The organism is Sphingomonas sp. S-NIH.Pt3_0716, from assembly GCF_003950715.1.
Taxonomy (GTDB): Bacteria; Pseudomonadota; Alphaproteobacteria; order Sphingomonadales; family Sphingomonadaceae; genus Sphingobium; species Sphingobium yanoikuyae_A.
Genome location: NZ_QLJK01000017.1, coordinates 1 through 21,461, shown reverse-complemented (window position 1 = coordinate 21,461; position 21,461 = coordinate 1). Strand labels below are relative to the sequence as shown.

The following is a 21,461-nucleotide window of genomic DNA, read 5'->3' as shown; positions in this document are numbered from 1 at the left end:
CGCCGAAACCCGTTATTGTGCATGGCCGTTACGGCAAGGCCGGGCTATAGCCAACTGGCGCTGCAGGCGCGCGGCAGACGCGCCGATGTAAGAGGAGTTGAGCCTGTGAGGGCGATCGAACGTTTCCCCAATCTGGTCACCATGTTCTTTGCCCGCGCCAAGGAAAAGGGCGACGCGCCCTTCCTGTGGCGCAAGACGCAGGGGACATGGCAGTCGCTGAGCTGGGCCGAAGTCGCGCGCCAGGTGGCGGCGATGGCGGCCGGGCTGAAGGCGGAAGGGCTGAAGCCCGGCGACCCGGTGATGCTGGTCAGCGAAAATCGCCCGGAATTCTGCATCGCCGATCTGGCGATCATGGCCGCCGGCTGCATCACGGTGCCGACCTACACCACCAATACGACGCGCGACCATCAGCATATCCTGACCGACAGCGGCGCGCGTGCGGTGATCGTGTCGACCGCCAAGCTGGCGACGACGCTGATGCCGGCGGTGCTGCGATCGCAGGTCAGCCTGGTCATTCCGATGGAGCCGATCCGCGGTGCGCAGGGCAATTATACCTGCCGCCTGTGGTCCGACCTGATCGCCGCCCATCCAGCCGATGTCGATGCCTGCGCGCTGGCCCAGACCGCCGCGCGCAGCGACCAGGCGTGCATCATCTATACCAGCGGCACCGGCGGCGCCCCGCGCGGCGTGATGCAGCATCATGGCGCGATCCTGGCCAATGTCGAAGGCGCGGGACAGGTGGTGCTGGAGGATTTCGGCTGGGGCGACGAGGTTTTCCTGTCCTTCCTGCCCCTGAGCCATGCCTATGAGCATAGCGGCGGCCAGTTCCTGCCGATGCTGCTGGGCGGGCAGATCTATTATGCCGAGGGGCTGGAGAAGCTGGCCAGCAATATCGAGGAAGCCCGGCCGACCATCATGGTCGTGGTGCCGCGCCTGTTCGAGGTGCTGCGCACCCGCATCATCAAGTCGATCGAGAAGCAGGGCAAATTCCCCACCTATCTGCTCAACCAGGCGCTACGCATCGCCGCCAAGGAACAGCAGGGCAAGTCGTCGATCGTCGACCTGCCGATGAAGGCGCTGCTGTCGCGCACCCTGACCCCCAAGATTCGTGCCCGTTTCGGCGGGCGGATGAAGGCACTGGTGTCGGGCGGCGCGCCGCTGAACCCGGATGTCGGCCTGTTCTTCGAGGCGATGGGGCTGATGCTGCTGCAAGGCTATGGCCAGACCGAGGCCGGCCCGGTGATCAGTTGCAACCGCCCCGCCGCCGGCATCGCGATGGACACGGTCGGCCCGCCGCTGGACGGCGTCGAGGTCAAGATCGCCGAGGATGGCGAGATATTGGTGCGCGGCGAGCTGGTGATGCACGGCTATTGGCGCAACCCGGCCGAGACCGAGAAGGTGCTGAAGGATGGCTGGCTGCACACCGGCGACATTGGCGAGATCGACGATCGCGGCCGTATTCGCATCACCGATCGCAAGAAGGATCTGATCGTCAACGACAAGGGCGACAATGTGTCGCCGCAGAAAGTCGAGGGCATGCTGACGCTGCAACCGGAGATCGGCCAGGCGATGGTCTATGGCGATCGTCGCCCGCATCTGGTCGGCCTGCTGGTGCCGGATTCGGAATGGACGATGGAATGGGCGGCCGCCAATGGCCGGCCGATCAAGGGCATCACCGATGATCCGACCTATCTGGCGGCGCTGCGCGCGGCGGTCGATCGGGTCAATGACGATCTGTCGGTGATCGAGCGGGTGCGCCGCTTCATCCTGGCGGATGAGCCGTTCGCGATCGAAAATGAGGAACTGACGCCGTCGATGAAGATCCGGCGCCATGTCATCCGCAAACGCTATCAGGACCGGCTGGACGCACTCTACAAGGGGTAGGCGCGTCCAATCGGGCTTACGGGGCCGGCGGACGATAGGGAATGAAATCGCCCAGCGCGCAATTGCCGGTCGGAATGCCGATCGTCAGATCCGCGCTGCTCGTGATGTCGCCCCGGCAATATTGCGAGCCGAAGGTGCGCACGATCATCGTGTCTCCCCGCGCCAGGCCATTGCAGCTGCCGATCAGTTCATTCTTGTAGATGAGCTTGCGGCTGACCCTGTACAGCAGCGTATTGCCGCTGATGACGGTGAAATTGGTCTGCGGCTCGCGATTGACGCAGGTCACCTTGTCGCCCGGCACCAGTCCGGCGAGCGCCTTGTCCATCTTGGCCGCCTGCTTCTCGGTCAGCGGCGTGGGCTCATAAGTGCCGCTGCAGGCCGCCAGCGCCAGCGGGGCCAGACATATCCATGCGCGCATCGCCTCTCTCCATCCATGTCCTTGCAAACAGGACGCCATGATAACGCGGAATCCGTCGAGAACCGCGCCTAAAATGCGTCCTTTCCGGCGCGCCGCTCCGCCAGTTGGGCGACGTCCTGCGCGCGCATGAAGATGTTGGTGTCGCGTTCCAGCGCGATGGTGGTGGGCACTGTCGGCTCGCCATGCGCACGGGCCGCAACGACATCCGCCATGCGGGCCTGAAGCGCGGCATTGTCCGGCTCCACGGTCAGCGCGAAACGGCCATTGCTCTCGGTATATTCATGAGCGCAATAGACGATCGTGTCACCCGGCAGCGCCTTGAAACGCTGCATGTTCGCAAACATCTGGGCTGGTGTCCCTTCGAACAGGCGGCCGCAGCCCATGGCGAAGAGGGTGTCGCCAACGAAGAGGATCGCGTCATCGGCCAGATGATAGGCGATATGGCCGGCAGTATGGGCGGGAACGGCCATCACCATGGCGACATGATCGCCGATGCGGACGCTGTCCCCCTCCCCCACCTGTCGATCGAGCGTGTCGATCTTGGCGGCTTCGGCCGCCGGGCCGGTGATGATGCAGCCAGTCGCAGCCTTGATGCCGGCATTGCCACCGACATGATCGGGGTGCCAGTGGGTGTTCCAGATCTGGTCGATGGTCCAGCCGCGTTCCGCAGCCGCCACCAGCACGGGTTCGGCGACCGACGGGTCGACCGCGACCGTCTGGCCGCTGGCATCATCATGCAGCAGCCAGACATAATTGTCCGAGAGGACGGGGACGCGGACGACCTGCAGCATCGGCTTACCAGGCCCCGATATTGGGCATCGACACCCAGGGTTCGGCCGGGTCGAGCCGGCCGTCCTGCAGCAGTTCGACCGAGATATTGTCGGGGGTGCGGATGAAGGCCATGTGGCCATCACGCGGCGGCCGGTTGATGGTGATGCCGGCGTCCATCAGCCGCTGGCAGGTCTCGTAGATATTGTCGACCTGATAGGCGAGATGGCCGAAATTGCGGCCGCCATCGTAGACTTCCGCCGGGCTGCCATCCTGCGGCGGCCAGTTGTAGGTCAGTTCCACCTGCGCGTCCTCGTCGCCCGGCGCAGCGAGATAGACGAGGGTGAAGCGGCCCGCCTCGCTGTCGAAGCGCTTGACCTCCTTGAGGCCGAGCAGTTCGAAAAAGCCGATGGTCTTGTCGAGATCCGTGACGCGGATCATCGTGTGCAGATATTTGAGCAAAGCTTTCTCCGTTCGTCGCCATAAAGCAACGGTTCATCGGTAGATTGGCAGATAGCTCCCTAGATAGGACCGGGACCGGCCCGGCGGAAGAGGAAAGCGATCATGGCTCTGGAAATGCGGGACAAGGTGCTTCTGGGTTCGGCGGCGGTACTGGCGGTCGGCGTGATCGCGGGCGGCTATCTGCTGGGTGACGGCCTCAAGCGCGCAAGGGCGGCGGACCGATCGGTCACGGTGCGGGGCCTGGCCGAGAAGGACGTGACCGCGGACCTTGCCACCTGGTCGATCAGCTATTCGGCGACCGGCACCGACCTGCCGACGGTGCGCGCAGAGATCGACGCCAATACCCAGCAGCTCAAGGCCTATTTCGCCAGCCTGGGGTTCAAGCCTGATGCGCTGACCCCGGTCGGCGCGGGCGTGAACCAGTATCTCAACAATGGCATCAACAATATCACCATCACCCAGCGGATGCTGCTACGCACCACCGACATTGCCCGCGCCCAGCGCGCCGTCGCGCAGCAGTTCGACCTGGTCCGGCGCGGCGTGACGCTGCAGGAAGGATCGGGGATGCGCTACAGCTTCACCAGGCTCAACAACCTCAAACCCCCGATGGTGGCGGCAGCGACGCGGGATGCGCGCGCGGCGGCCGAGCAGTTCGCCAAGGATTCAGGGTCCGGCGTGGGCGGCATCAAGAGCGCGACCCAGGGCTATTTCTCGATCGATCCGCGCGATGGCGAGGGCGGCGACGGATCGAGCGACACGCCCTACAAGAAGGTGCGCGTCGTCACGACCGTGGATTTCTACCTGAAATAGGGTCAGCAGCGGCCCCGGCGGCGGTCCTTCTTCGAACAGTCGCTCTTGTCGCCGATGATCGCACCGGCAGTGCCACCGATGACAGCGCCCTCGGTGGTGCCAAGACCGGTCGCGCTGCCGATCACCGCGCCGCCTGCGCCACCGATCAGGCCACCGCGGGTTGCACCGCGCGAGCAGGCCGTGAGCGAAGTCGCGCCAGCCAGCAACAAGCCGAGCGCCATCATGCGGCAGAATTTGCCAGTCATATCATCACCATCCGTTCCGTTATCCCGCTCGGTCGGCGAACGGGCGGGATCGGACAGGGGTTCCGTGACAAAGTCTTGCTGATCAATCAGCCCGCCGGCTTGGGTGCCGTTGCCTCCGGTTCCAGACGTCCCAGATTTTCCGCCGCCGCCTTGCCCGCAGGCGAGTCCGGCGACAATTTGGCCGCCCGCTGCCAGGCCGAGCGGGCGATGTCCGCATGGTCGGTCAGGACGGCGATATTGCCCTCCTCCAGCGCGACCGAGGCATCATCGGGCGACAATTGCACGGCGCGGGCGATATGCGCCTGGGCCAGTGACAGTTCGCCGGTGCGGCGCGCCAGCGTGGCCGACAGCAGCCAGGCGAGCGGATCCTTGGGCGCCTGGGTCAGCGCGGTATCGAGCGAACCGCGCGCGCCATCGACATCGCCCAGCGCCACCAGCGCGCGGGCGCGATCGAGATGCAGTTCGCCCTTTTCCATGCCGTCGGGCAGGCCGCGCGCCAGCGCCGCGTCGAAATCCTCCCGCGCCTTCTTCGCGTCGCCGCTGGCAAGGGCGGCATTGCCGGCCTGGCCCCAGAGGCGCGCGCTCTGCACGATCTCGCCGCCGCGCTCGGCTTCCTCGGCGGCCTGTTCGAAGGCAACGATCGCCGGCCCCCAGCGTTCAGCCCGCGACAGGGCAAAGCCCATGCAGTGGCGGGCGTAGAAGCTGCCGCCGTCGATCCGCCAATTCTGGGCGAAGGTGATTGCCTTGTCGGGCGATTCCAGCGCCTGGTCGAGGCAGGCCTGGAACGGCCCGGCAAATTTGGCCGGGACCGGGATGCGGCCGTCGGCATCGGGCGCCGAACGCGCGGCCGCGGCCTGCTGTACCGACGCTGCGGAGGCGGCCGCCGCTGCAGCATCCTCCTTCTTCTTGCGGCTGTTGCGCATCACCGCCTCGATCTCGGGATCATAGGCCTGCATGAACATCAGGAGGGGGAGGATGACGGGCATCAGCGATTGTCCAGAAGAGCGGCGACGGTGCGGATCAGCAGGGCGATGTCGCCGTCGCGGGAAAGGCGATGGTCGCCATCCTTAATGAGCAGCGCCTGCACATCGGATGAACGCAGCCGGTCGGCCGTGCGCAACGCGATCTCCCAGGGGACATCCGTATCGCACTGGCCCTGGAGCAGCCGGACCGGGCAGTCGATCGCGATTGCGTCGTCCAGCAGCCTATGCGCCTGACCGGACTGCCAGAAGGCCAGCGTCGTCACATAGGGATGGTCGCCATAAGGCGTGGGTTCCTCGATCCGCCCTTCGGTCGCCAGCAGCGCCTTGTCGGCGTCGGTAAAGCCCCACTGCGTGAAGTCGGGCGCGGCGGCGATGCCGACCAGCCCCATGATCCGGTCCGGGCGGGCCAGCGCGATCAGCAGCGCCAGCCAGCCGCCCATCGACGATCCGACCAGCAGCAGCGGCCCCTGCGTCAGCCCGTCGATCAGGGCCAGCGCATCATCACGCCAGCTGGCGAGCGTGCCATCCTCGAACCGGCCCTCGCTGGCGCCGCAACCGGCATAGTCGAGCCGCAGCATCGCTCTGCCCTGCTCGGCGGCCCAGGCGTCGAGCGCGAGCGCCTTGCTGCCCTCCATGTCGGACATGTAGCCCGGCAGGAAGAGGATGGTCGGCCCCTGCCCCGGACGATGGCGATAGGCGAGGCGCAGCCCGTCGGCACGCGCGAGAAATTGGGGGGAAGATTCGGGCGCGTTCAAGTTTCAAAGACTCCATCGCTGCGGACCGGGGCACGGCATGGCCCCGGATTGCCATGTTTTGACGGCAAAAATAGCCCTTTCCCGTGAAAGTTCAAAAAAAACGCATTGCCGCGTTGACAGGTCTGGAGGCCGCCGTTAGAGGCGCACTCCTACCCCGTGCCCAGATGGCGGAATTGGTAGACGCACCAGCTTCAGGTGCTGGCGATCGCAAGGTCGTGGAGGTTCGAGTCCTCTTCTGGGCACCACTGACGCCTCTGGATTCGTCCAGAGGCGTCCGGTAAGCGGCTGGTTTAACAGCATTTTCTGACAAAGAATCGCCAGACACCGTCCGGTGAAATCCGGCTAGGACCACCAGCAGCAGCCACAAATGTTGCTCTTATTGGTGCTCTCGGATTGACCCGGCTTTGCTGGGAAATCGACTATGCTGACCTACATCCAGATCAATGCTGCCAAGCCGAAAGAGAAGGCTTGGACCCTGAGCGACTCTCAAGGCCTTCTGCTCGTCATCCAACCCAACGGCTCGAAGCTCTGGCGCTTCAAATATCGCTTCCTCGACAAGCAAAAGACTCTCCATCTCGGTGGCTGGCCGCAGGTGAGCCTTGCCGATGCCCGGGTGCGGCGTGACGAGGCGAAGAAAAAGATCGCGGAAGGGGTCGATCCGGCGCTGGAGAAGAAACGGGCCAGGATCGCCGCCAAATATGCTGCCGCCAACACCTTCGAGGAGGTGGCGAAGGAGTGGCTCGTCAAATGCGAGCGAGACGGCCTCGCCCCGGTGACCGTAGACAAAATCCGCTGGCTGCTCGCCAAGGCTTACCCGGTGATCGGCACCATACCGATCGCGCAGATCACTCCGCACGAGGCGCTTGCGGTCCTGCGCAAAATTGAGGCCACCAGCGCCTTTGAAAGCGCACGGCGGATGCGAAGCGTCCTTAGCCGCGTTTTCCGCTATGGCGTCGCGACGGTGCGATGCGACAAGGACGTTGCGGCCGATTTGCGTGGTGCAATCGCCTCGCCAAAGGTCAAGCACTTCGCCGCCATCACCAAGCCGTCGGAAGTCGGTGCGCTGCTGCGGGCCATCGACGGATACAGCGGTCACAAGGTGACGGTGATGGCGATGCGGCTGTCGCCGCACGTTCTACTCCGCCCGGGCGAACTAAGACAAGCGGAGTGGGCCGACATCGACTTCGAGGAGGCCATCTGGTTTATTCCTGCCGAACGGATGAAGATGCGTCGCCCGCATCGGGTACCGCTGTCCCGTCAGGTGATTGACATGCTGCAGGAACTGCATGAACACACCCATTGGTGGAAGTATCTTTTCCCGGCTCTCGGTCGCCCGCGCAAGGCGATGTCGGAAAATACGGTGAACCAAGGCCTCCGACGCCTCGGCTACACGAGCGACCAGATGACGGCGCATGGCTTCCGCGCCATGGCCGCCACCCTTCTCAACGAGAGGGGAGAATGGAATCCCGATGCGATTGAGCGGCAACTCGCGCATGTCGATACCAACCAGGTTCGACGGGCTTACGCCAGAGGCGAGTATTGGGACGAGCGCGTACATATGATGCAGAGTTGGTCGGATTATCTCGACGAGTTGCGAGATGGCGGCAAGATTCTCCGCCCCAGTTTCTCATCAGCCCGGCGCGCGGTCTGAATTTGGTTCGACACGCTGGTGGTCCTCGGATCGCCAGCGTGCTTTGAAAGCCCGAATTTATTGCAAGAAATTATCATGTCCAAGTACGTCAATCCACACCGCCCGCCCTGCCGATAGACGGGGGCAAGACCGTAGGAAGTCTAGCGCAAGCCAAACGGCACATACGCAGTCTCGAAGGGGTGATCGCCATTGAGGACCCCAAGCGCGGCGTGCTTAGCTTGGCCATTCCGTATCAAGCCCGAGGGTCGCTGCGCCGAATTGGCCTTCGACTTTCACGAACTCACCATCACCCGGGTTCAGTTGTTCAATCGATAAGGGAATGTCCGGCAATGGACAATTGGCCCACGGATTCCGAACAAGACGCGCCAAGCGTCTCCATGGGCGACAGTTACTCATATGATCGAAGGCTAGGACCGCGCGGGCTCCACGCATTCCCGCTCGGCGCCCATCGTGCAGCGCCCCGTTATTGTCCCGACCGCTCTCCGATGGTAACCGTGGCGCCGAGGCCGCCTTGCGCGGTTGCGGGATGAAGGGCTGATTGCCGCTCGGATAGGGAGCGGCGATGGATAACGAGATCGAAGGTGGACCAGCGAGCGGTCATATGAGTGCTCATACGAGCGGTCGTATGAGCACTCGGATTGAGGTCGTTGCGGGTCGGCGCCGTTGGACAGTGGAGCAGAAGCTGGCGATCCTGCGCGATGCCTTTGGCCCGGAGGGTTCGGTTGGCGATGCCTGCAAGCGGCACGCGATCGGCAGCGGGTCGATCTATACCTGGCGGCGGCAGGCGATGTCGGGCGAACTTGGTGGTGCCAGACCAGCAGCATTGCCCACTTTCGCGGAGGTCGAGCTCTCAGTCCCGGTTCCGGCGTTACCGGCGCCCGGCGGTCATATCGGGATCGAACTGCCCTCGGGCGTGAAGCTGACCGTGGACGCCGGTGTCGATGCCGATGCCCTGGCACGGGTCATTGCTGTTCTCACGCGATGATCCCACTGCCACCTTCCACCCGGATCTATCTGGCCTGCGGCGCGACCGACATGCGCAAGGGCTTTGACGGTCTGGCAGTGCTGACCCAGCAGGTGTTGGAACAGAGCCCGCATTCTGGTGCGCTATTTGCCTTCCGGGGCAAGCGTGGCGATCTGGTGAAGTTGCTCTGGTATGATGGCCAGGGCCTATGCCTGTTTTCCAAGCGGATGGACCGTGGCCGGTTTGTCTGGCCAGTGACGAAGACGGGCAAGGTCAGCCTGAGCTCGGCGCAGCTTTCGATGCTGCTTGAAGGCATTGACTGGAGACGCCCGGAGCGGACAGCAGCACCGTTGCTGGCAGGCTAAAAAAGTACGGATTCCTATGGGTTTATCTGGCATCGATGGTGCCGCTTTGATACTATTCCAGGGTGTCGGATCGAGGCTCTTCCTCCGTCGATAAGGACGCCCGCATCGCCGAGCTGGAGGCAGCTTTGGCGGCCCGCGACACGCTGATCGATACCTTGCGTTTCCAACTGGCCCAGCTCCGACGGCTCACCTTTGGCCAGTCTTCGGAGAAGTTGTCCCTCCAGATCGAACAGCTCGAACTCACCCTTGAGGAGTTGGAAGGCGAAGCCGAGCTTGCCGACATCCGCAAGGTCGGGGCGGATCAGAGGGAGCGACCGGCGCCGGTCCGCGCCTTGCCGGCGCATCTGCCACGGGCCGAACGCCGGATCGAGCCGGAAGCAGGCACCTGCACCTGTCCTTCCTGCGGAGGCGCCCTGCGCCCGCTCGGGCAGAACAGCGACGAGATGATTGATGTCGCGCCGGTGCAATGGCGCGTCATCCGCACCGTCCGTCCTAAATATAGCTGCCGATCCTGCGAGCAGATCGTGCAAGCCCCGGCGCCCGTAAAGGCGATTGCCCGGGGCAAGGCCAGCTTCGCCACACTCGCCCATGTCGTCGTCGCCAAGTTCGATCATCATCTCCCCCTCTATCGCCAGGCCGAGATGATGGCGGCACAGGGCCTCGATATCGACCGATCGACGCTGGCAGGCTGGGCAGCACAGGCCGCACATCTGCTTGACCCGATCGTCAGTCGCATCCGGGAAGAAGGGATCAAGGCTGGCAAGATCCATGTCGATGACACGCCCGTGCCGATGCTGATGCCCGGCAAGGGCAAGACGGTGCAGGCGAGGCTCTGGGCCTATGTCGTCGATGATCGTGCTGCTGGCGCATCCACGCCCGCGCTGGCCTGGTATCGCTTCACCCCTGATCGCAGCGGCGTGCACCCGCAAAGCGAGCTCAAGGACTTTACCGGGCTGCTACAGGCTGATGCCTATGCGGGCTTCGACAAGCTCTACAGGAGCAACCGCATCCAGGAAGTCGCCTGCTGGGCGCATTTCCGGCGCAAGATATTCGAGAACCACGCCACCAGCCCGACGCCGTTGACGAACAACCTGCTGGATCGGATCGCCGCTCTCTACCGGATCGAAGAAGAGATACGCGGACAGCCCCCTGACCAGCGCCGCCGGCATCGGCAGGACAGAAGCAGGCCTCAGGTGAACGAACTGCGCTCGATCATCGACGATGCGCTGCGCCGCCTGTCGCCCAAGTCCAACATGGCCAAGGCGCTCAGCTATGGCCGCAAGCGCTGGGATGCGCTCACCCGCTACATCGACGAGGGCGTCGCCGAGATCGACAACAACATCGCCGAGCGCGCGATCCGCCCCGTGGCGATCGGCCGCAAGAACTGGATCTTTGCCGGATCGAAGGCTGGCGGCGAACGGGCTGCGGCCATCTATTCCGTCATCGAGACCGCCAAGCTCAACGGCATCGAACCCCAGGCCTACATCGCCGATGTCATCGAGAAGATCGCTGGCGACTGGCCCGCTACTCGTTGGGACGAACTCATGCCGTGGAACTGGCATCCGAGCGAGCAAGACGTCGCCCAAGCCGCATAGCTGCGGTACTCAGGCCACGCTTACCTCCGATGTGCCTCCGTCTCGCGGTGATGTCCGGCTCACCAAGGCATGGAATGACGCGGCCCAGCGCTGGGATGCGCGGCAGAACGTCGAAACTTATGGCTATTGCCGGCCGCTCGATTAAGCCGATTCAGTCAGGCGTCGTAAGCGTACCTCGAAAGTGCTGCCCTCGTTCGGAGCGCTGCGCGCGAGCGCGATCGTGCCACCGTGAAGATCGACAAGCTGCCGGACCAGCGCCAGACCTATGCCCAGGCCGTCCTGGCTGCTCCGTTCCACCTGCTCGAAGATCTCGAAAATCCGGCCTTGCTGCTCAGGTGCAATGCCGATTCCATTGTCGTTAACCTCCATGATAGCCCAGTCGCCCTCTTGCCGAAGCACAAGGCCGATTTCGCCGCCGGGAGGCGTGTATTTCGCAGCATTCCCGAGAAGATTGCCGATGATCTGGGCAACACGAGCCGGGTCGGCTTCCAGCCAGATCGGTTCAGACGTTATGGTTAGCCGGAGAGAATGTCGGCCAGCCTCTATCGCGGGCTGTGCCGTCTCGACTGCGAAAGCGATCACCTCCTGGAGATGAATCTGCTCCTTCTTCAGCGAAATCTTGCCCTGGTCGATACGGGCGATATCGAGCAGGTCTTCGATGAGACGGGTCATATGTTTGAGACTGCGATCCATGCCGGTGCGGATCTTGTGCGCGGCGTCGGTTCCCTCCCGTTTTTCCAGAAGCTGCACGCCGGCGGCAAGCGCCGCGATTGGGTTGCGCAGTTCGTGACCGAGAACGGCAAGGAAGCGGTTCTTCTGCCGATGGGCGCTCTGGAGGGCTTCCGTAAGCACGGAGAGCTCATCCCGCTGTGCCGCGAGTTCATCGCGCTGCGCGACGATCTGCCGCCGCTGGTCGTATAGGTCGAGGAAGACTTTGGCCTTGGACCGCAGGATGTCGGCCTCGATCGGCTTCTGGATGAAATCGACGGCGCCGGCTTCATAGCCACGGAAACGCCGCGACACGCCCGCGGTGCCGGCGGTAACGAAGATGATCGGGATATGCCGCGAGCGATCGTTGACGCGCATGATCTCGGCGAGTTCGAAGCCGTCGATGCCGGGCATCTGGACATCGAGGAGAGCGAGGGCATAGTCATGGACCAGCATGAGCTCGAGAGCTTCCTCGCCGCTGCGCGCCGTGTGGAGGTCCAGCCCCTCGCGCTTGAGCAGCGAAACCAGCGCAAGCAGGTTTTCTTCGAGATCATCGACTAGCAGGAACCGGATGGGGTGGTCGAGTGGCGTCATTGCGCTGCGGTCTCTTTCAGGAAGTTGGAGATCTGGTCGAGCGTCATGACTTCTGCCGTCGGGCATGCCGCGAGCGCGGCAGCGGGCATGATCGGCACTTCGGCGCTGGCGGGATCTTCGACGATCGCGGTCCCGCCTGCAAGTCCGACCGCTTTCAGCCCGGCGGCGCCGTCATGATTGGCGCCGGTCAGCACGATTCCTGTTAGCCCCGGCCCAAATGCGTCGGCGGCGGTCTCGAACAGCGCGTCGATCGCTGGTCGCGAATGATTGATGGCCTCGTCGGACGACAATGCGAGGGAGTTCTCGGTCTCGACCAGCAGATGATAATTGGGCGGAGCGAGATAGATGATGCCATTGGCGAGCGGTTCCTTGTCTTCGGCCTCCTTGACCGGGAGCGGGCACTTCTTGGCGAAGAGTTCGACCAGCGCGTTGGGCTTGCGGGGCGGCACGTGCACGACGACGAGGATCGGCATCGAAAGCGCTTCCGGCAATCGGGGCAGGATACGGGAAAGGGCCTGGACGCCTCCCGCCGATGTGCCGATGACGATCGCCCTTTCGCTCATGGCTCGTTCCTCTGGTAGATCTTCTCGGACGCGACGAATTCGCTGAAGGCGCTCGCATGATCGGAAAAGCGCAGGCTCTCTTTCGCGCCGATGCCCAGGAAGCCCTTTCGTGCGAGGGATTCCCTGAAAAGTCCCACCGCCCGATCCTGCAACACGCGGTCGAAATAGATCAGGACATTGCGGCAGGAGATCAGGTGCATCTCGCCGAACACGGCGTCGGTGACGAGGCTATGATCAGAGAAGACGACCTGGCTGCGCAGGGATTTGTCGAACGCCGCGCGGCCATAGTCCGCGGTATAATAATCCGAGAGCGATGAGTGCCCGCCCGATTTCTGATGATTTTCGGTGTAGGTGCGGATCAGGTCGAGCGGATAGACGCCCGCCTCCGCCGCCTTCAGCGCCGCGGGATTGATGTCGGTCGCATAGAACAGGGTCTTGTCGGCAAGCCCCTCTTCGCGAAACAGGATGGAGAGGGAATAGACCTCTTCGCCGTTACTGCATCCCGCCACCCAGACCTTGAGCGAGGGATAGGTGCGCAGGTGCGGGATCACTTTCTCGCGCAGCGCGCGGAAATAGGAAGGATCGCGAAACATCTCGCTGACCTGCACCGTCAGATAGTTGAGCAGCCGCGGGAGCATCGTCTCGTCGTGGAGGAGATCCGCCTGCATGGCCGAGAAGCTGGCATAGCCGAGTTGCCCGCGGGCCTGGACGAGGCGCCGTTTGATCGAGGCGCGGGCATAGTGCCTGAAGTCGTAATGATATTGCTGGAAGAGTGCCTCCAGCAGCAGCTGGATTTCTATGTCCTCGACGGTTTCGCGCATCAGCGGGGCATCCACACGCGAACCAGCGACAACAGTTTGTCGACATCGATGGGTTTGGCCATGTAATCGTTGGCGCCGGCTTCGAGGCACTTCTTCTGGTCGTCGGGCATGGCCTTGGCGGTCAGCATGACGATCGGCAGCTTGGACCAGCGCGCGTCGTTGCGGATCGCGCTGGTGGCGGTGAGGCCGTCCATCACCGGCATCATCACGTCCATGAGAACGAGGTCGATCGTCTTGGCGGGATCGTCACCGGCGGCTTCGAGCGCATCGAGCGCCTCCTGTCCGTTGCGCGCGATCTGGGTGAGGGCGCCGCGCGGTTCGAGCACGCTGGTGAGGGAATAGACGTTGCGGACGTCGTCCTCGACGATGAGGATCCGCCGCCCTTCGAGCGCGGCGTCGCGGTGCCGCGCCTTCTCGATCATCTTGCGCTGTTCGGGCGGCAGTTCGGAAACCACCTGGTGCAGGAACAGTGAGACTTCGTCGAGCAGGCGCTCGGGCGACTTGGCACCCTTGATGATGATCGAACTCGAATAGCGGCGAAGGCGCTGTTCCTCATCCGCCGAGAGATCGCGGCCGGTATATACGATCACGGGCGGGAAACTGTGGTCGCCATCCTCGCTCAGGGTCTCGAGCAGCGAGAAGCCCGATGCGTCGGGCAGCGAGAGATCCAGGACCATGCAGTCGTAGGTTTGCTGGCGTAGCTCCTCGAGGCATTCGGCGGCGGTGCCGACACCGACGGTTTCGACATCCTGCGTCTGCAGCAGCTTGGCGACCGCGTCGCGCTGAACCTCGTCGTCCTCGACGATCAGGAGCCGGCGCATGCGGGAGGCGAGCTTGGCCTGAAGACTTTCAAGGACTTCGGCAAGCTGTGCGCGCTTTGCGGGCTTGAGAAGATAGCCCACAGCTCCCAGCGCCAGGGCAGTCTGGCTGTGGTCGGCCGCCGAGATGACGTGGATCGGGATGTGGCGGGTTTCGTCATCATGCTTCAGTCGATCGAGCACGGTGAGGCCCGACTGATCTGGCAACCCCAGGTCGAGAATGACGGCGCTCGGACGGAATTCGCGGGCAAGGTCGACGGCTTCCTGGCCGGTGGCCGCGACGATGCACTGGAAGCCCATCTCGCGCGAGAGATCGCATACGATCGACGCGAAAACCTCGTCGTCTTCGATGATCAGTAGCACCCGCTTCCCTTCCGCAAGTGCGCCGCGATCATCTTCTATGCTCCAGGGCGAAACCCTGGGGGATGGATCGCTGAACGTCGCGGCCGGCGCGACCGCTTCCGCCGCGGACGCTGGCGCGTTCTTGCGTGCCGGAACAAGCGCAGGATCATAGGCGAGGGGAATGGTGACGGTGAATTGGCTTCCCTCGCCGACCTTGCTCTCGAGCGTGATGGAGCCGCCTAGCAAGCGAGCGAGTTCGCGCGAAATCGACAAGCCGAGCCCAGTGCCGCCGTACTTGCGGCTGATCGTGCCGTCGGCTTGGTGGAACGCCTCGAAAATATTGGCTTGTTGCTCAGGCGATATCCCGATGCCCGTGTCCGTGACGGCCAGCGCGAGCTTGTCGTCGCCAACGCGCGAAACGGCAAGCCGAACGCTGCCTCGTTCGGTGAATTTTAGTGCGTTCGACAGGAGGTTCTTGAGAATCTGTTCCAGGCGCAAGCGATCGGTCTCGATCGTCCGTGGGAGGTCGCTGGAAAGTTCGATCTGCAGGGTAAGGCCGCGCTCGTTGGCGATTGGCTGGAAAACCTTTTGCAGGTCGCCGGTTAGACGGTCGAGAGGGATCGGTGCCGGCTGGATCTCGACATGACCCGCTTCGATTTTCGAGAGGTCGAGGATGTCGTTGATCAAGGTCAGCAGGTCGTTGCCCGAGGACTCGATAGTCCGGGCGAACTTGATCTGGTCGGCCGAGAGATTGCCGTCGGCATTGTCGCCGAGCAGCTTCGAGAGGATCAGCAGCGAGTTGAGCGGCGTGCGCAGCTCGTGGCTCATATTGGCCAGGAAATCCGACTTGTACTGGCTCGCCTGTTCGAGCTCTCGGGCTTTCAACTGCAGGGAAGCGCCCGCGCGTTCCAGTTCGTCGCGCTGCGCCTCCAACGTCTGCGTTTGTTCCTCCAGTTGGCTGTTCGTTTGCTCGAGTTCGACCTGTTGCAGTTCGAGGCGCGCCTGCGATTCCTTGAGCGCGGTGCCCTGTTCCTCCAGTTCCTCGTTTGATACGCGCAGTTCCTCGCTCTGCGCCTGGAGTTCGCCTGCCTGACGCTGAGTTTCCTCCAGGGCATCCTGAAGCCGCGATCGGAATCGCGCGGAGCGCAGGGCGATTCCGATCGATGCCGCCGATTGTTCGAGCAATTCGACGACGAGGTCATCCACGGGCTCGAAGAAACCGAGTTCAAGCACGGCATTTACCGCATCGTCGGCTTTTGCAGGTGCAATCACTAGATGGCGTGGGACGTCTCGACCGAGCGCCGATCCGATGGTTAGATAGCCTGGTGGAACATCGTTGAAAGCCATCAACCTCCCTTCGGCTGCGACCCGGCCCATAAGACCCTCGTTCAGCGCGAAGGCCTCTGGCATCGGGGCGTCGCCGGGGACACCGATTGTACCATCGCGGTGGAAGCGGCCCGCTTCTCCTTTGTAGAGCGCACCGGCCTGGGCACCTGTCTTATCGCAGAGAAAGGCGAGAACCGCCTCGGCGAGTTCCGTGATCGTCTTATCGCCGCGCATGGCGTTGGCGAGACCGACCTGCCCTGTCTGCAGCCATTGCTGGCGGGTGCGGGCGCGGCTGCCGCGTATCAGCAGCACGAAAATCGCGATTGTAAGGATGCTGCCGATGAGGCTGGTCATGATCGCGCCTGTCATCGCGGTCCTGGACGCCAAACCCATGTCTTCCATGTGCGACGTCCGTAGCCTTAGTTCCTCGCGCGCCATCGTCTCGAGCTGCGACCGAATGGCGTCCATCTCCGTTTTGCCGCGATCGGTCGCCACCACGGCGAGCGCCGCAGCGAAGCCCTCATTTCGCCTCAATTCTATCGTCGCGCTAAGTTCGCTGAGCTTCGCGTCAACGTGGTGTCGCAGGACGGCCAGGTTCTCGCGTTGAACCGGGTTGTCCCGTGTCAAAGCCGCCAGGGCATTCATGCGCTGGCTGGTGCTCGCGGCTGCGGCTGTGTAGGGTTCCAGATAGCGATTATTGCCCGTGAGCAAATACCCTCGCTGGCCAGTCTCGGCGTCCTGGGCTGCCGAGCGGAGGCCTTGCAGTGCAAGTATGACCTCGTGGGTATGTCGAATGGCGCCGTCGCTTTCGCGAATGTTCTGGATGTTCAGATAGGCCAAGGCCCCGCTGACAAGAAAGAAGACTAGGCCGGCAATCAGCCCGACAATGGACCACCGATCTGCTGGACTGCGTGAGCTGGAGGCTATAGCTGAATTCTTCACTGAATTGGATCTCGCGAGAACGGGCCTCCTGCCTAGCGACCTGTGCAGCTAAGACGCAAGGGGGGACGCAGAGAGCGCCGAACCGGGAGCGACCGGCGGACTTGTCGTTAATGCCAAGCGGGTCAGGATTTGACCGGTTTCCTATCCTGAAGCCGCGCGTTTCCCTGTCAGCGCCTGATCGCCGGGCGGATGCGCCGCGCTTAAGCGGCATAGTCGATCGAGAACAGCCCTCATTACGGCGCATAACGAGAAGGCGTCGCAGCACATGGTCGACATCGCGCAGAGCGAAATCCGAATTGCGGGCAATTGCGACGATATCCCCCTCGATCAGATCATGCTTGAGATCCAGACCCGGCTCGACCGCGCCAGATCAGGGCAAACCTAGACATTCTTTAGGGAAAGCATCCGTTTTTTTTTGGGGGGGGGACCGCAAACCGGTTCTTCCGCTCCTGTCGAGCAGGACATAGCTTCAAGATCGGCTTTTCATTCGCACAATATAACGGTCAGGCGCATGTAGGCGCCAGACCCAGTGCACACCACCAGACTTTGTGACAGACATGGCCCATATCCTAGTTGTCGACGAGGAAAGCCTGCTTCTCATGCTGCTCGCCGACATTCTTGGGGATTAATGTTACGATATCGAAACAGTTTGAAATGGCGCTGAGGCTTTAGCCTGCGCCAGAGCATGTGCCCCGTCTTTTGATCATCACTGATTTCATGATGCCGGTCATGACCGGCCTTGATCTCGCCAGCGCGGTTCGCGCCGAAGGACAGATTTGCGATGTGCCGATCATCTGGGTGAGCGGCGCACAAGCCCAGATCGGCCGTAGCCACCCCGATCTTTTTCAGGCTGTCGTCGACAAGCCCTACAACGATGAAACGCTGCTGACCGAGGTCCGCCGCCTTATGGCAAATTGCTAAAATTCGGAGAGCTTCGAGCTTTCGCTTTACCCGGCGGGCGGGAACTGTAGGAACATAACACGACCGCTCCAGGAGATACCCACCAATGCAGCAAGCACACCGTCTAGCGAGCGGGATAGACGGCCTAGACCAGATTTTGGCGGGCGGTTTCATCTCCGGCGCCTCCTACATCATCCAGGGGCAGCCGGGCGCGGGCAAGACAATCCTTTCCAACCAGATCGCCTTCGCGCATGTCGCGGGGGGAGGGCGAGTGCTCTATGTGACACTCCTGTCCGAAAGCCATGAGCGGCTGTTCCAGACAATGGATCCGCTGGGCTTTTTCGATCGCTCGCAATTGGGCGCGGCGATTACCTATATCAGCGTCTTCCAGACTTTGCGCGACGAAGGGCTCGATGCTGTCGTCAAGATGCTGCGCAAAGAAACCAAACGCCAGGATGCCACCCTACTCGTGTTTGACGGCCTGCTTAACGCACGGGACCGCGCCGACACGGACTTCGACGTCAAGACCTTTGTCGCGGAGGTGCAGGGGCAGGCTGCCTTCGTTGGATGTACAGTGCTTTTCCTCACCAGTTCCAGCGTGACCGATCTCAATCCCGAACATACGATGGTTGATGGCGTGATCGATCTCACCGATACGCTTGCCGGCGTCCGCACCGTGCGCGAGCTGCAGGTCCGCAAGTCGCGCGGCAGCCAGGCGCTGGGGGGCCTGCATAAATTCGAAATCAGTGATGCGGGCATCACCGTCTATCCCCGGATCGAGTCTCTGAGCGCGACATCGAAGCGCGCGAACAGCCGGTCGATCGCCTTGGCCGTCACAAGCCGTTCGCGGAACAGCCAGACCGTGGTGGCATCGGGCACGGTGCCTTCCAGCCCCACGCCCAGGAAACGCTGAAACGATAGCCGGTCCTTGATCTGAAACTCGGTCGCCTCGTCGGACAGCGAATACAACGCCTGTAGAACCAAGATTTTGAACATCAGCACCGGATCGAACGGCGGCCGTCCGCCCTTGTTACGAGGACCACGGCGCAGCGCGGCCACCAGCGGTCCCCGGAATAGCTCGAAGTCCACCACCGCCGACAACCGCTCCAGCGGATCGCCTGCCGCGCTCAGCGCCTCATATCGGTCCGAAAGATCAAAGAAACCCGGCTGTCCTGCCATTTCTGCCTCCGCCACAGCGTCGGCGAAGTGAATCAAATCTACCCCCCAAAGGCCAGCGTTTTTCGAGGCGTCCAGCTACGACGAGCTGTGCCGTCATTACGGCATGCTTGCCACCCGCAACAACCGCGGCGAGGCGCACGAGAACGGATCGATCGAAGGTCCGCACGGTCACCTCAAGCGGCGCCTCGATCAGGCCCTGCGCCGGCGGGGCAGCCGCGATTTCGTCAGCATCGAGGCCTGGCGCGAGTTCGTTGACGCTGAGGTCGCCAGGCAGAACCGACGGCATGCCGCGCGCATCGATGCAGAACGCAGGGTACGGTCAGTGGAGGCGCTGAACAGCCCGCATGATCCTGAGTTAGAATATACGTCGCTTGTAGAGCATCGGCCGATATCCATGCACTGTTCCTAAGAACGGCACACCCCTTCGCTTAACGCTAACCATCGCTGGCTGTGGATATCTACAGTTACGCACTGTCAGGCGTTCCTAGGGCTTCCTAGCTGAGGTGTCAGAGGTGTCATGGGTTACGGACGGAATTAGCCGGGCGTTTGCTCGGGTTCGTTCCTCATGTTGAAGGGGACTAAATCTGTCCCGTATAATGGACTACGGTAGCGAAATGGCGGCTGATAAACGCCGAGGTTTCCCCATGCCTAACGGTCCCAAATTGTCCCGGTACGACGCGGCGATAAGGGGCCAGCCTCTCACAGCCCTTCTAAGAGCCTCCACAGCCTCCCGGCTAGGTCCGTACCCTGAGCTACCCAAATCGAGTCACACGGGCTTCTCAGAGCATTCTAGCGGGCCTCCAATCGGGCAAGCGCCTTGTGCAGGCTGGCGGGATGCCACTTGCCCCCGGCTGGCGACGGGATTGCACGACTGTTCAGGGCCTCGACCATCTTGCGAATGGACAGGCCCTCGGCCTTCAGTGCCAAGAGGTCAGCGGAGATAGGCTCTAGCCGGTCCATCGCCTCGGCTTTGTTGGCAGCGGCCAGCGTCTTACCGTGCTTGCCTAGCACGGTGCCACGGGCCTTCGCAGCGGCTAGAGCGGCCTTGGTCCGATGGCTGATTACCTCGGCTTCCTTCTCGGCCAGGGCGGCGAATAGGTGAAGCTGGAAGCGATCAGCGTTCGGCATGTCAGCGACGGCGAACTCTACGCCTGTCTCCATCAGCCCGGATATGAAATGGACATTGCGTGCCAGTCGATCGAGCTTGGCGATAATCAGGCCAGCCTTCTCCCGCTTCGCTGTAGCGAGGGCCGCGACAAGCTCGGGCCGCTTGGAAAGGGCGTTCGCTCCCTTGCCCGTCTCAACTTCGATATGCTCTCCGATCAGGTCAACTGAGTTGGCAGCGGCGTATCGAGCTACCGCATCCCGCTGAGCTTCCAAGCCTAGACCGCTCTGCCCCTGCTTATCCGTGCTAACTCGGAGGTAGGCGACGGCTTTGGTGATCTTGCGAAGGTTCATTCCAGCTAGTCCTGTTCACGGGTCAACGAACCCATACCCATGAACAGTCAGGAGGGCAAGCCGTTCCCGGTCCCGTCATGAGTGATCTAGCAGGGCAGGGGGCATGGCATCTGTGACACGCCATGCAGGGATGGAGAACCACGCGCGGTAATGCAGGTCGCGCTAGGCGTGTCATAATTGTGGTGGGGCAGGGCGGGGATACGGGGGATAAACGGGCCGGCTCTTGTCAGAGGTGCCCCTTCGCGTATCTCTAGTGAAAATAGGTCGTAGGCGGTTTGCGTCGGCGGCGACATGGAGGTGTTGTGCCAAGATTTGACCTTTTCAGCAAAAGGCAGAACGACGCTGCGAAAAGCGGGCAAACAGATGTATATCGCTATGATATCGTAACATCCCCATTTCGTCGACAATTGTTAAACATAGCAAAGCCGGCCTTCGGAGAACATAGCACTTGGAGCGTAACCGATGGATCCTTCAAGGTAAACAATTTCTGGAAGTGGATTGACACGACGTATTCACACGAAAAAGGAATTGATCCTCTAGGCGGCAAGGAGCATGCGCCTGAGAAGATTCGAAGCAGTTTTCTTTCGATGGACTCTGAAGAAGCTTTTGATATCCTTGATCTAATTGGCTTTGCGATACAGGTTGTTGATAATCAGACAGTTAAAGAGTACCATGATAGTTCTGACGCTCCTGCACCTAGAATAGACGAGGTAAACTATAGGCTCCGGGAAGCTGGTATGGGGTATCAGTTTGAAGGGGGGCGCCTTACAAGAATTGATAGCCAACTAGGCCGTAGACTCATTAGCCCGAAGCCACAGCCGTATTGAGGCGAGCTGGATCATGGCGAGGAAGTTGGCGGCGAGCTTATCGTAACGGGTGGCGACCCGGCGGAAGTGCTTCAGCTTGGAGA

19 protein-coding genes, 1 tRNA gene and 4 pseudogenes are annotated in these 21,461 nt (G+C 62.3%); 11 read left to right on the top strand and 13 right to left on the bottom strand.

From position 1 onward, the window contains the following. Window positions 1–105: 105 nt before the first annotated feature. Entirely contained in the window at window positions 106–1,884 is a 1,779-nt protein-coding gene (locus BRX37_RS14770; RefSeq protein WP_125987905.1) for an AMP-dependent synthetase/ligase, read from the top strand. A gap of 16 nt (window positions 1,885–1,900) precedes the next feature. Here BRX37_RS14770 and BRX37_RS14765 read toward each other — a convergent pair whose 3' ends face one another. The 3 genes from BRX37_RS14765 to BRX37_RS14755 all read right to left on the bottom strand — a co-directional run bounded on the left by BRX37_RS14765 (window position 1,901) and on the right by BRX37_RS14755 (window position 3,532). After that, a complete protein-coding gene (locus BRX37_RS14765) occupies window positions 1,901–2,302 on the bottom strand; it encodes a hypothetical protein (protein WP_037513228.1) in 402 nt (133 codons plus the stop codon). 68 nt (window positions 2,303–2,370) lie between these two features. Then, window positions 2,371–3,093, bottom strand: coding sequence for a hydroxyacylglutathione hydrolase (gene gloB, locus BRX37_RS14760; RefSeq protein WP_125987903.1), 723 nt, complete (start codon window positions 3,091–3,093; stop codon window positions 2,371–2,373). A 4-nt stretch (window positions 3,094–3,097) separates the two neighbouring features. Continuing rightward, entirely contained in the window at window positions 3,098–3,532 is a 435-nt protein-coding gene (locus BRX37_RS14755) for a VOC family protein (RefSeq protein WP_125987900.1), read from the bottom strand. A 102-nt stretch (window positions 3,533–3,634) separates the two neighbouring features. Between BRX37_RS14755 and BRX37_RS14750 the strand changes: the two genes are divergently transcribed. Continuing rightward, window positions 3,635–4,342, top strand: coding sequence for an SIMPL domain-containing protein (locus BRX37_RS14750; RefSeq protein ID WP_125987898.1), 708 nt, complete (start codon window positions 3,635–3,637; stop codon window positions 4,340–4,342). Between the two features lie 2 nt (window positions 4,343–4,344). Here the strand turns inward: BRX37_RS14750 and BRX37_RS14745 are convergent, their stop codons facing one another. The 3 genes from BRX37_RS14745 to BRX37_RS14735 all read right to left on the bottom strand — a co-directional run bounded on the left by BRX37_RS14745 (window position 4,345) and on the right by BRX37_RS14735 (window position 6,325). Next, window positions 4,345–4,587: a glycine zipper 2TM domain-containing protein gene (locus tag BRX37_RS14745; protein ID WP_125987896.1), complete on the bottom strand. Its 243-nt coding sequence runs from the start codon at window positions 4,585–4,587 to the stop codon at window positions 4,345–4,347. Window positions 4,588–4,673: 86 nt separating this feature from the next. Further along, window positions 4,674–5,573, bottom strand: a complete 900-nt coding sequence (locus BRX37_RS14740) for a tetratricopeptide repeat protein (RefSeq protein ID WP_125987894.1) — start codon at window positions 5,571–5,573, stop codon at window positions 4,674–4,676. Continuing rightward, complete coding sequence (locus BRX37_RS14735) at window positions 5,573–6,325, bottom strand: alpha/beta fold hydrolase (protein WP_125987892.1); 753 nt, start codon at window positions 6,323–6,325, stop codon at window positions 5,573–5,575. Before BRX37_RS14735 ends, BRX37_RS14740 begins: the two co-directional genes overlap by 1 nt. A gap of 158 nt (window positions 6,326–6,483) precedes the next feature. On the opposite strand from BRX37_RS14735, the gene BRX37_RS14730 reads away from it, so the two are divergent. From BRX37_RS14730 to tnpC, 5 genes are all read left to right on the top strand, one after another. Next, a tRNA-Leu gene (locus tag BRX37_RS14730) sits at window positions 6,484–6,570 on the top strand. A 176-nt stretch (window positions 6,571–6,746) separates the two neighbouring features. Then, entirely contained in the window at window positions 6,747–7,976 is a 1,230-nt protein-coding gene (locus BRX37_RS14725) for a tyrosine-type recombinase/integrase (protein ID WP_069338740.1), read from the top strand. Between the two features lie 562 nt (window positions 7,977–8,538). Next, window positions 8,539–8,961, top strand: coding sequence for an IS66-like element accessory protein TnpA (gene tnpA, locus BRX37_RS14720; protein ID WP_318276692.1), 423 nt, complete (start codon window positions 8,539–8,541; stop codon window positions 8,959–8,961). Beyond that, a complete protein-coding gene (gene tnpB, locus BRX37_RS14715; RefSeq protein WP_125987890.1) occupies window positions 8,958–9,305 on the top strand; it encodes an IS66 family insertion sequence element accessory protein TnpB in 348 nt (115 codons plus the stop codon). Before tnpA ends, tnpB begins: the two co-directional genes overlap by 4 nt. A gap of 62 nt (window positions 9,306–9,367) precedes the next feature. After that, a complete protein-coding gene (tnpC, locus tag BRX37_RS14710; RefSeq protein ID WP_125987888.1) occupies window positions 9,368–10,900 on the top strand; it encodes an IS66 family transposase in 1,533 nt (510 codons plus the stop codon). A gap of 141 nt (window positions 10,901–11,041) precedes the next feature. Here tnpC and BRX37_RS14705 read toward each other — a convergent pair whose 3' ends face one another. The 4 genes from BRX37_RS14705 to BRX37_RS14690 are packed head-to-tail and all read right to left on the bottom strand — an operon-like array spanning window position 11,042 to window position 16,912. Beyond that, entirely contained in the window at window positions 11,042–12,202 is a 1,161-nt protein-coding gene (locus BRX37_RS14705; protein WP_125987886.1) for a hybrid sensor histidine kinase/response regulator, read from the bottom strand. Further along, entirely contained in the window at window positions 12,199–12,765 is a 567-nt protein-coding gene (locus tag BRX37_RS14700) for a chemotaxis protein CheB (RefSeq protein ID WP_125987884.1), read from the bottom strand. Before BRX37_RS14700 ends, BRX37_RS14705 begins: the two co-directional genes overlap by 4 nt. Beyond that, a complete protein-coding gene (locus tag BRX37_RS14695; RefSeq protein ID WP_004210584.1) occupies window positions 12,762–13,586 on the bottom strand; it encodes a CheR family methyltransferase in 825 nt (274 codons plus the stop codon). Before BRX37_RS14695 ends, BRX37_RS14700 begins: the two co-directional genes overlap by 4 nt. Further along, window positions 13,586–16,912, bottom strand: coding sequence for a response regulator (locus tag BRX37_RS14690; RefSeq protein ID WP_125987882.1), 3,327 nt, complete (start codon window positions 16,910–16,912; stop codon window positions 13,586–13,588). The genes BRX37_RS14695 and BRX37_RS14690 overlap by 1 nt, the downstream gene beginning before the upstream one ends. 819 nt (window positions 16,913–17,731) lie before the next feature. Between BRX37_RS14690 and BRX37_RS27315 the strand changes: the two genes are divergently transcribed. Together BRX37_RS27315 and BRX37_RS14680 are read left to right on the top strand one after the other, a co-directional pair. Then, entirely contained in the window at window positions 17,732–17,935 is a 204-nt protein-coding gene (locus tag BRX37_RS27315; protein ID WP_125987985.1) for a response regulator, read from the top strand. A gap of 85 nt (window positions 17,936–18,020) precedes the next feature. Further along, a pseudogene (locus BRX37_RS14680) lies at window positions 18,021–18,650 on the top strand (RAD55 family ATPase); the annotation flags it as partial. Window positions 18,651–18,694: 44 nt separating this feature from the next. On the opposite strand, the pseudogene BRX37_RS14675 reads toward BRX37_RS14680, so the two are convergent. After that, window positions 18,695–19,093, bottom strand: a pseudogene (locus BRX37_RS14675) (transposase); the annotation flags it as partial. A 76-nt stretch (window positions 19,094–19,169) separates the two neighbouring features. Between BRX37_RS14675 and BRX37_RS14670 the strand changes: the two are divergent. Continuing rightward, window positions 19,170–19,409, top strand: a pseudogene (locus tag BRX37_RS14670) (IS21 family transposase); the annotation flags it as partial. A 473-nt stretch (window positions 19,410–19,882) separates the two neighbouring features. On the opposite strand, the gene BRX37_RS14665 reads toward BRX37_RS14670, so the two are convergent. Further along, window positions 19,883–20,551, bottom strand: coding sequence for a recombinase family protein (locus BRX37_RS14665; protein ID WP_069337045.1), 669 nt, complete (start codon window positions 20,549–20,551; stop codon window positions 19,883–19,885). Window positions 20,552–20,853: 302 nt separating this feature from the next. Between BRX37_RS14665 and BRX37_RS27630 the strand changes: the two genes are divergently transcribed. Further along, window positions 20,854–21,378, top strand: coding sequence for an AbiJ-NTD4 domain-containing protein (locus BRX37_RS27630; RefSeq protein WP_139150036.1), 525 nt, complete (start codon window positions 20,854–20,856; stop codon window positions 21,376–21,378). Here BRX37_RS27630 and BRX37_RS14660 read toward each other — a convergent pair. Continuing rightward, a pseudogene (locus BRX37_RS14660) lies at window positions 21,337–21,461 on the bottom strand (IS5/IS1182 family transposase); the annotation flags it as partial. The gene BRX37_RS27630 and the pseudogene BRX37_RS14660 sit on opposite strands and share 42 nt — an antisense overlap.

Coding starts and splice junctions, on each gene's coding strand:
- BRX37_RS14765 (WP_037513228.1), bottom strand. CDS start 2,302: ATGCGCGCATGGATATGTCTGGCCCCGCTGGCGCTGGCGGCCTGCAGC.
- gloB (WP_125987903.1), bottom strand. CDS start 3,093: ATGCTGCAGGTCGTCCGCGTCCCCGTCCTCTCGGACAATTATGTCTGG.
- BRX37_RS14750 (WP_125987898.1), top strand. CDS start 3,635: ATGGCTCTGGAAATGCGGGACAAGGTGCTTCTGGGTTCGGCGGCGGTA.
- BRX37_RS14745 (WP_125987896.1), bottom strand. CDS start 4,587: ATGACTGGCAAATTCTGCCGCATGATGGCGCTCGGCTTGTTGCTGGCT.
- BRX37_RS14740 (WP_125987894.1), bottom strand. CDS start 5,573: ATGCCCGTCATCCTCCCCCTCCTGATGTTCATGCAGGCCTATGATCCC.
- BRX37_RS14725 (WP_069338740.1), top strand. CDS start 6,747: ATGCTGACCTACATCCAGATCAATGCTGCCAAGCCGAAAGAGAAGGCT.
- tnpA (WP_318276692.1), top strand. CDS start 8,539: ATGGATAACGAGATCGAAGGTGGACCAGCGAGCGGTCATATGAGTGCT.
- tnpB (WP_125987890.1), top strand. CDS start 8,958: ATGATCCCACTGCCACCTTCCACCCGGATCTATCTGGCCTGCGGCGCG.
- BRX37_RS14705 (WP_125987886.1), bottom strand. CDS start 12,202: ATGACGCCACTCGACCACCCCATCCGGTTCCTGCTAGTCGATGATCTC.
- BRX37_RS14700 (WP_125987884.1), bottom strand. CDS start 12,765: ATGAGCGAAAGGGCGATCGTCATCGGCACATCGGCGGGAGGCGTCCAG.
- BRX37_RS14695 (WP_004210584.1), bottom strand. CDS start 13,586: ATGCGCGAAACCGTCGAGGACATAGAAATCCAGCTGCTGCTGGAGGCA.
- BRX37_RS27315 (WP_125987985.1), top strand. CDS start 17,732: ATGATGCCGGTCATGACCGGCCTTGATCTCGCCAGCGCGGTTCGCGCC.
- BRX37_RS14665 (WP_069337045.1), bottom strand. CDS start 20,551: ATGAACCTTCGCAAGATCACCAAAGCCGTCGCCTACCTCCGAGTTAGC.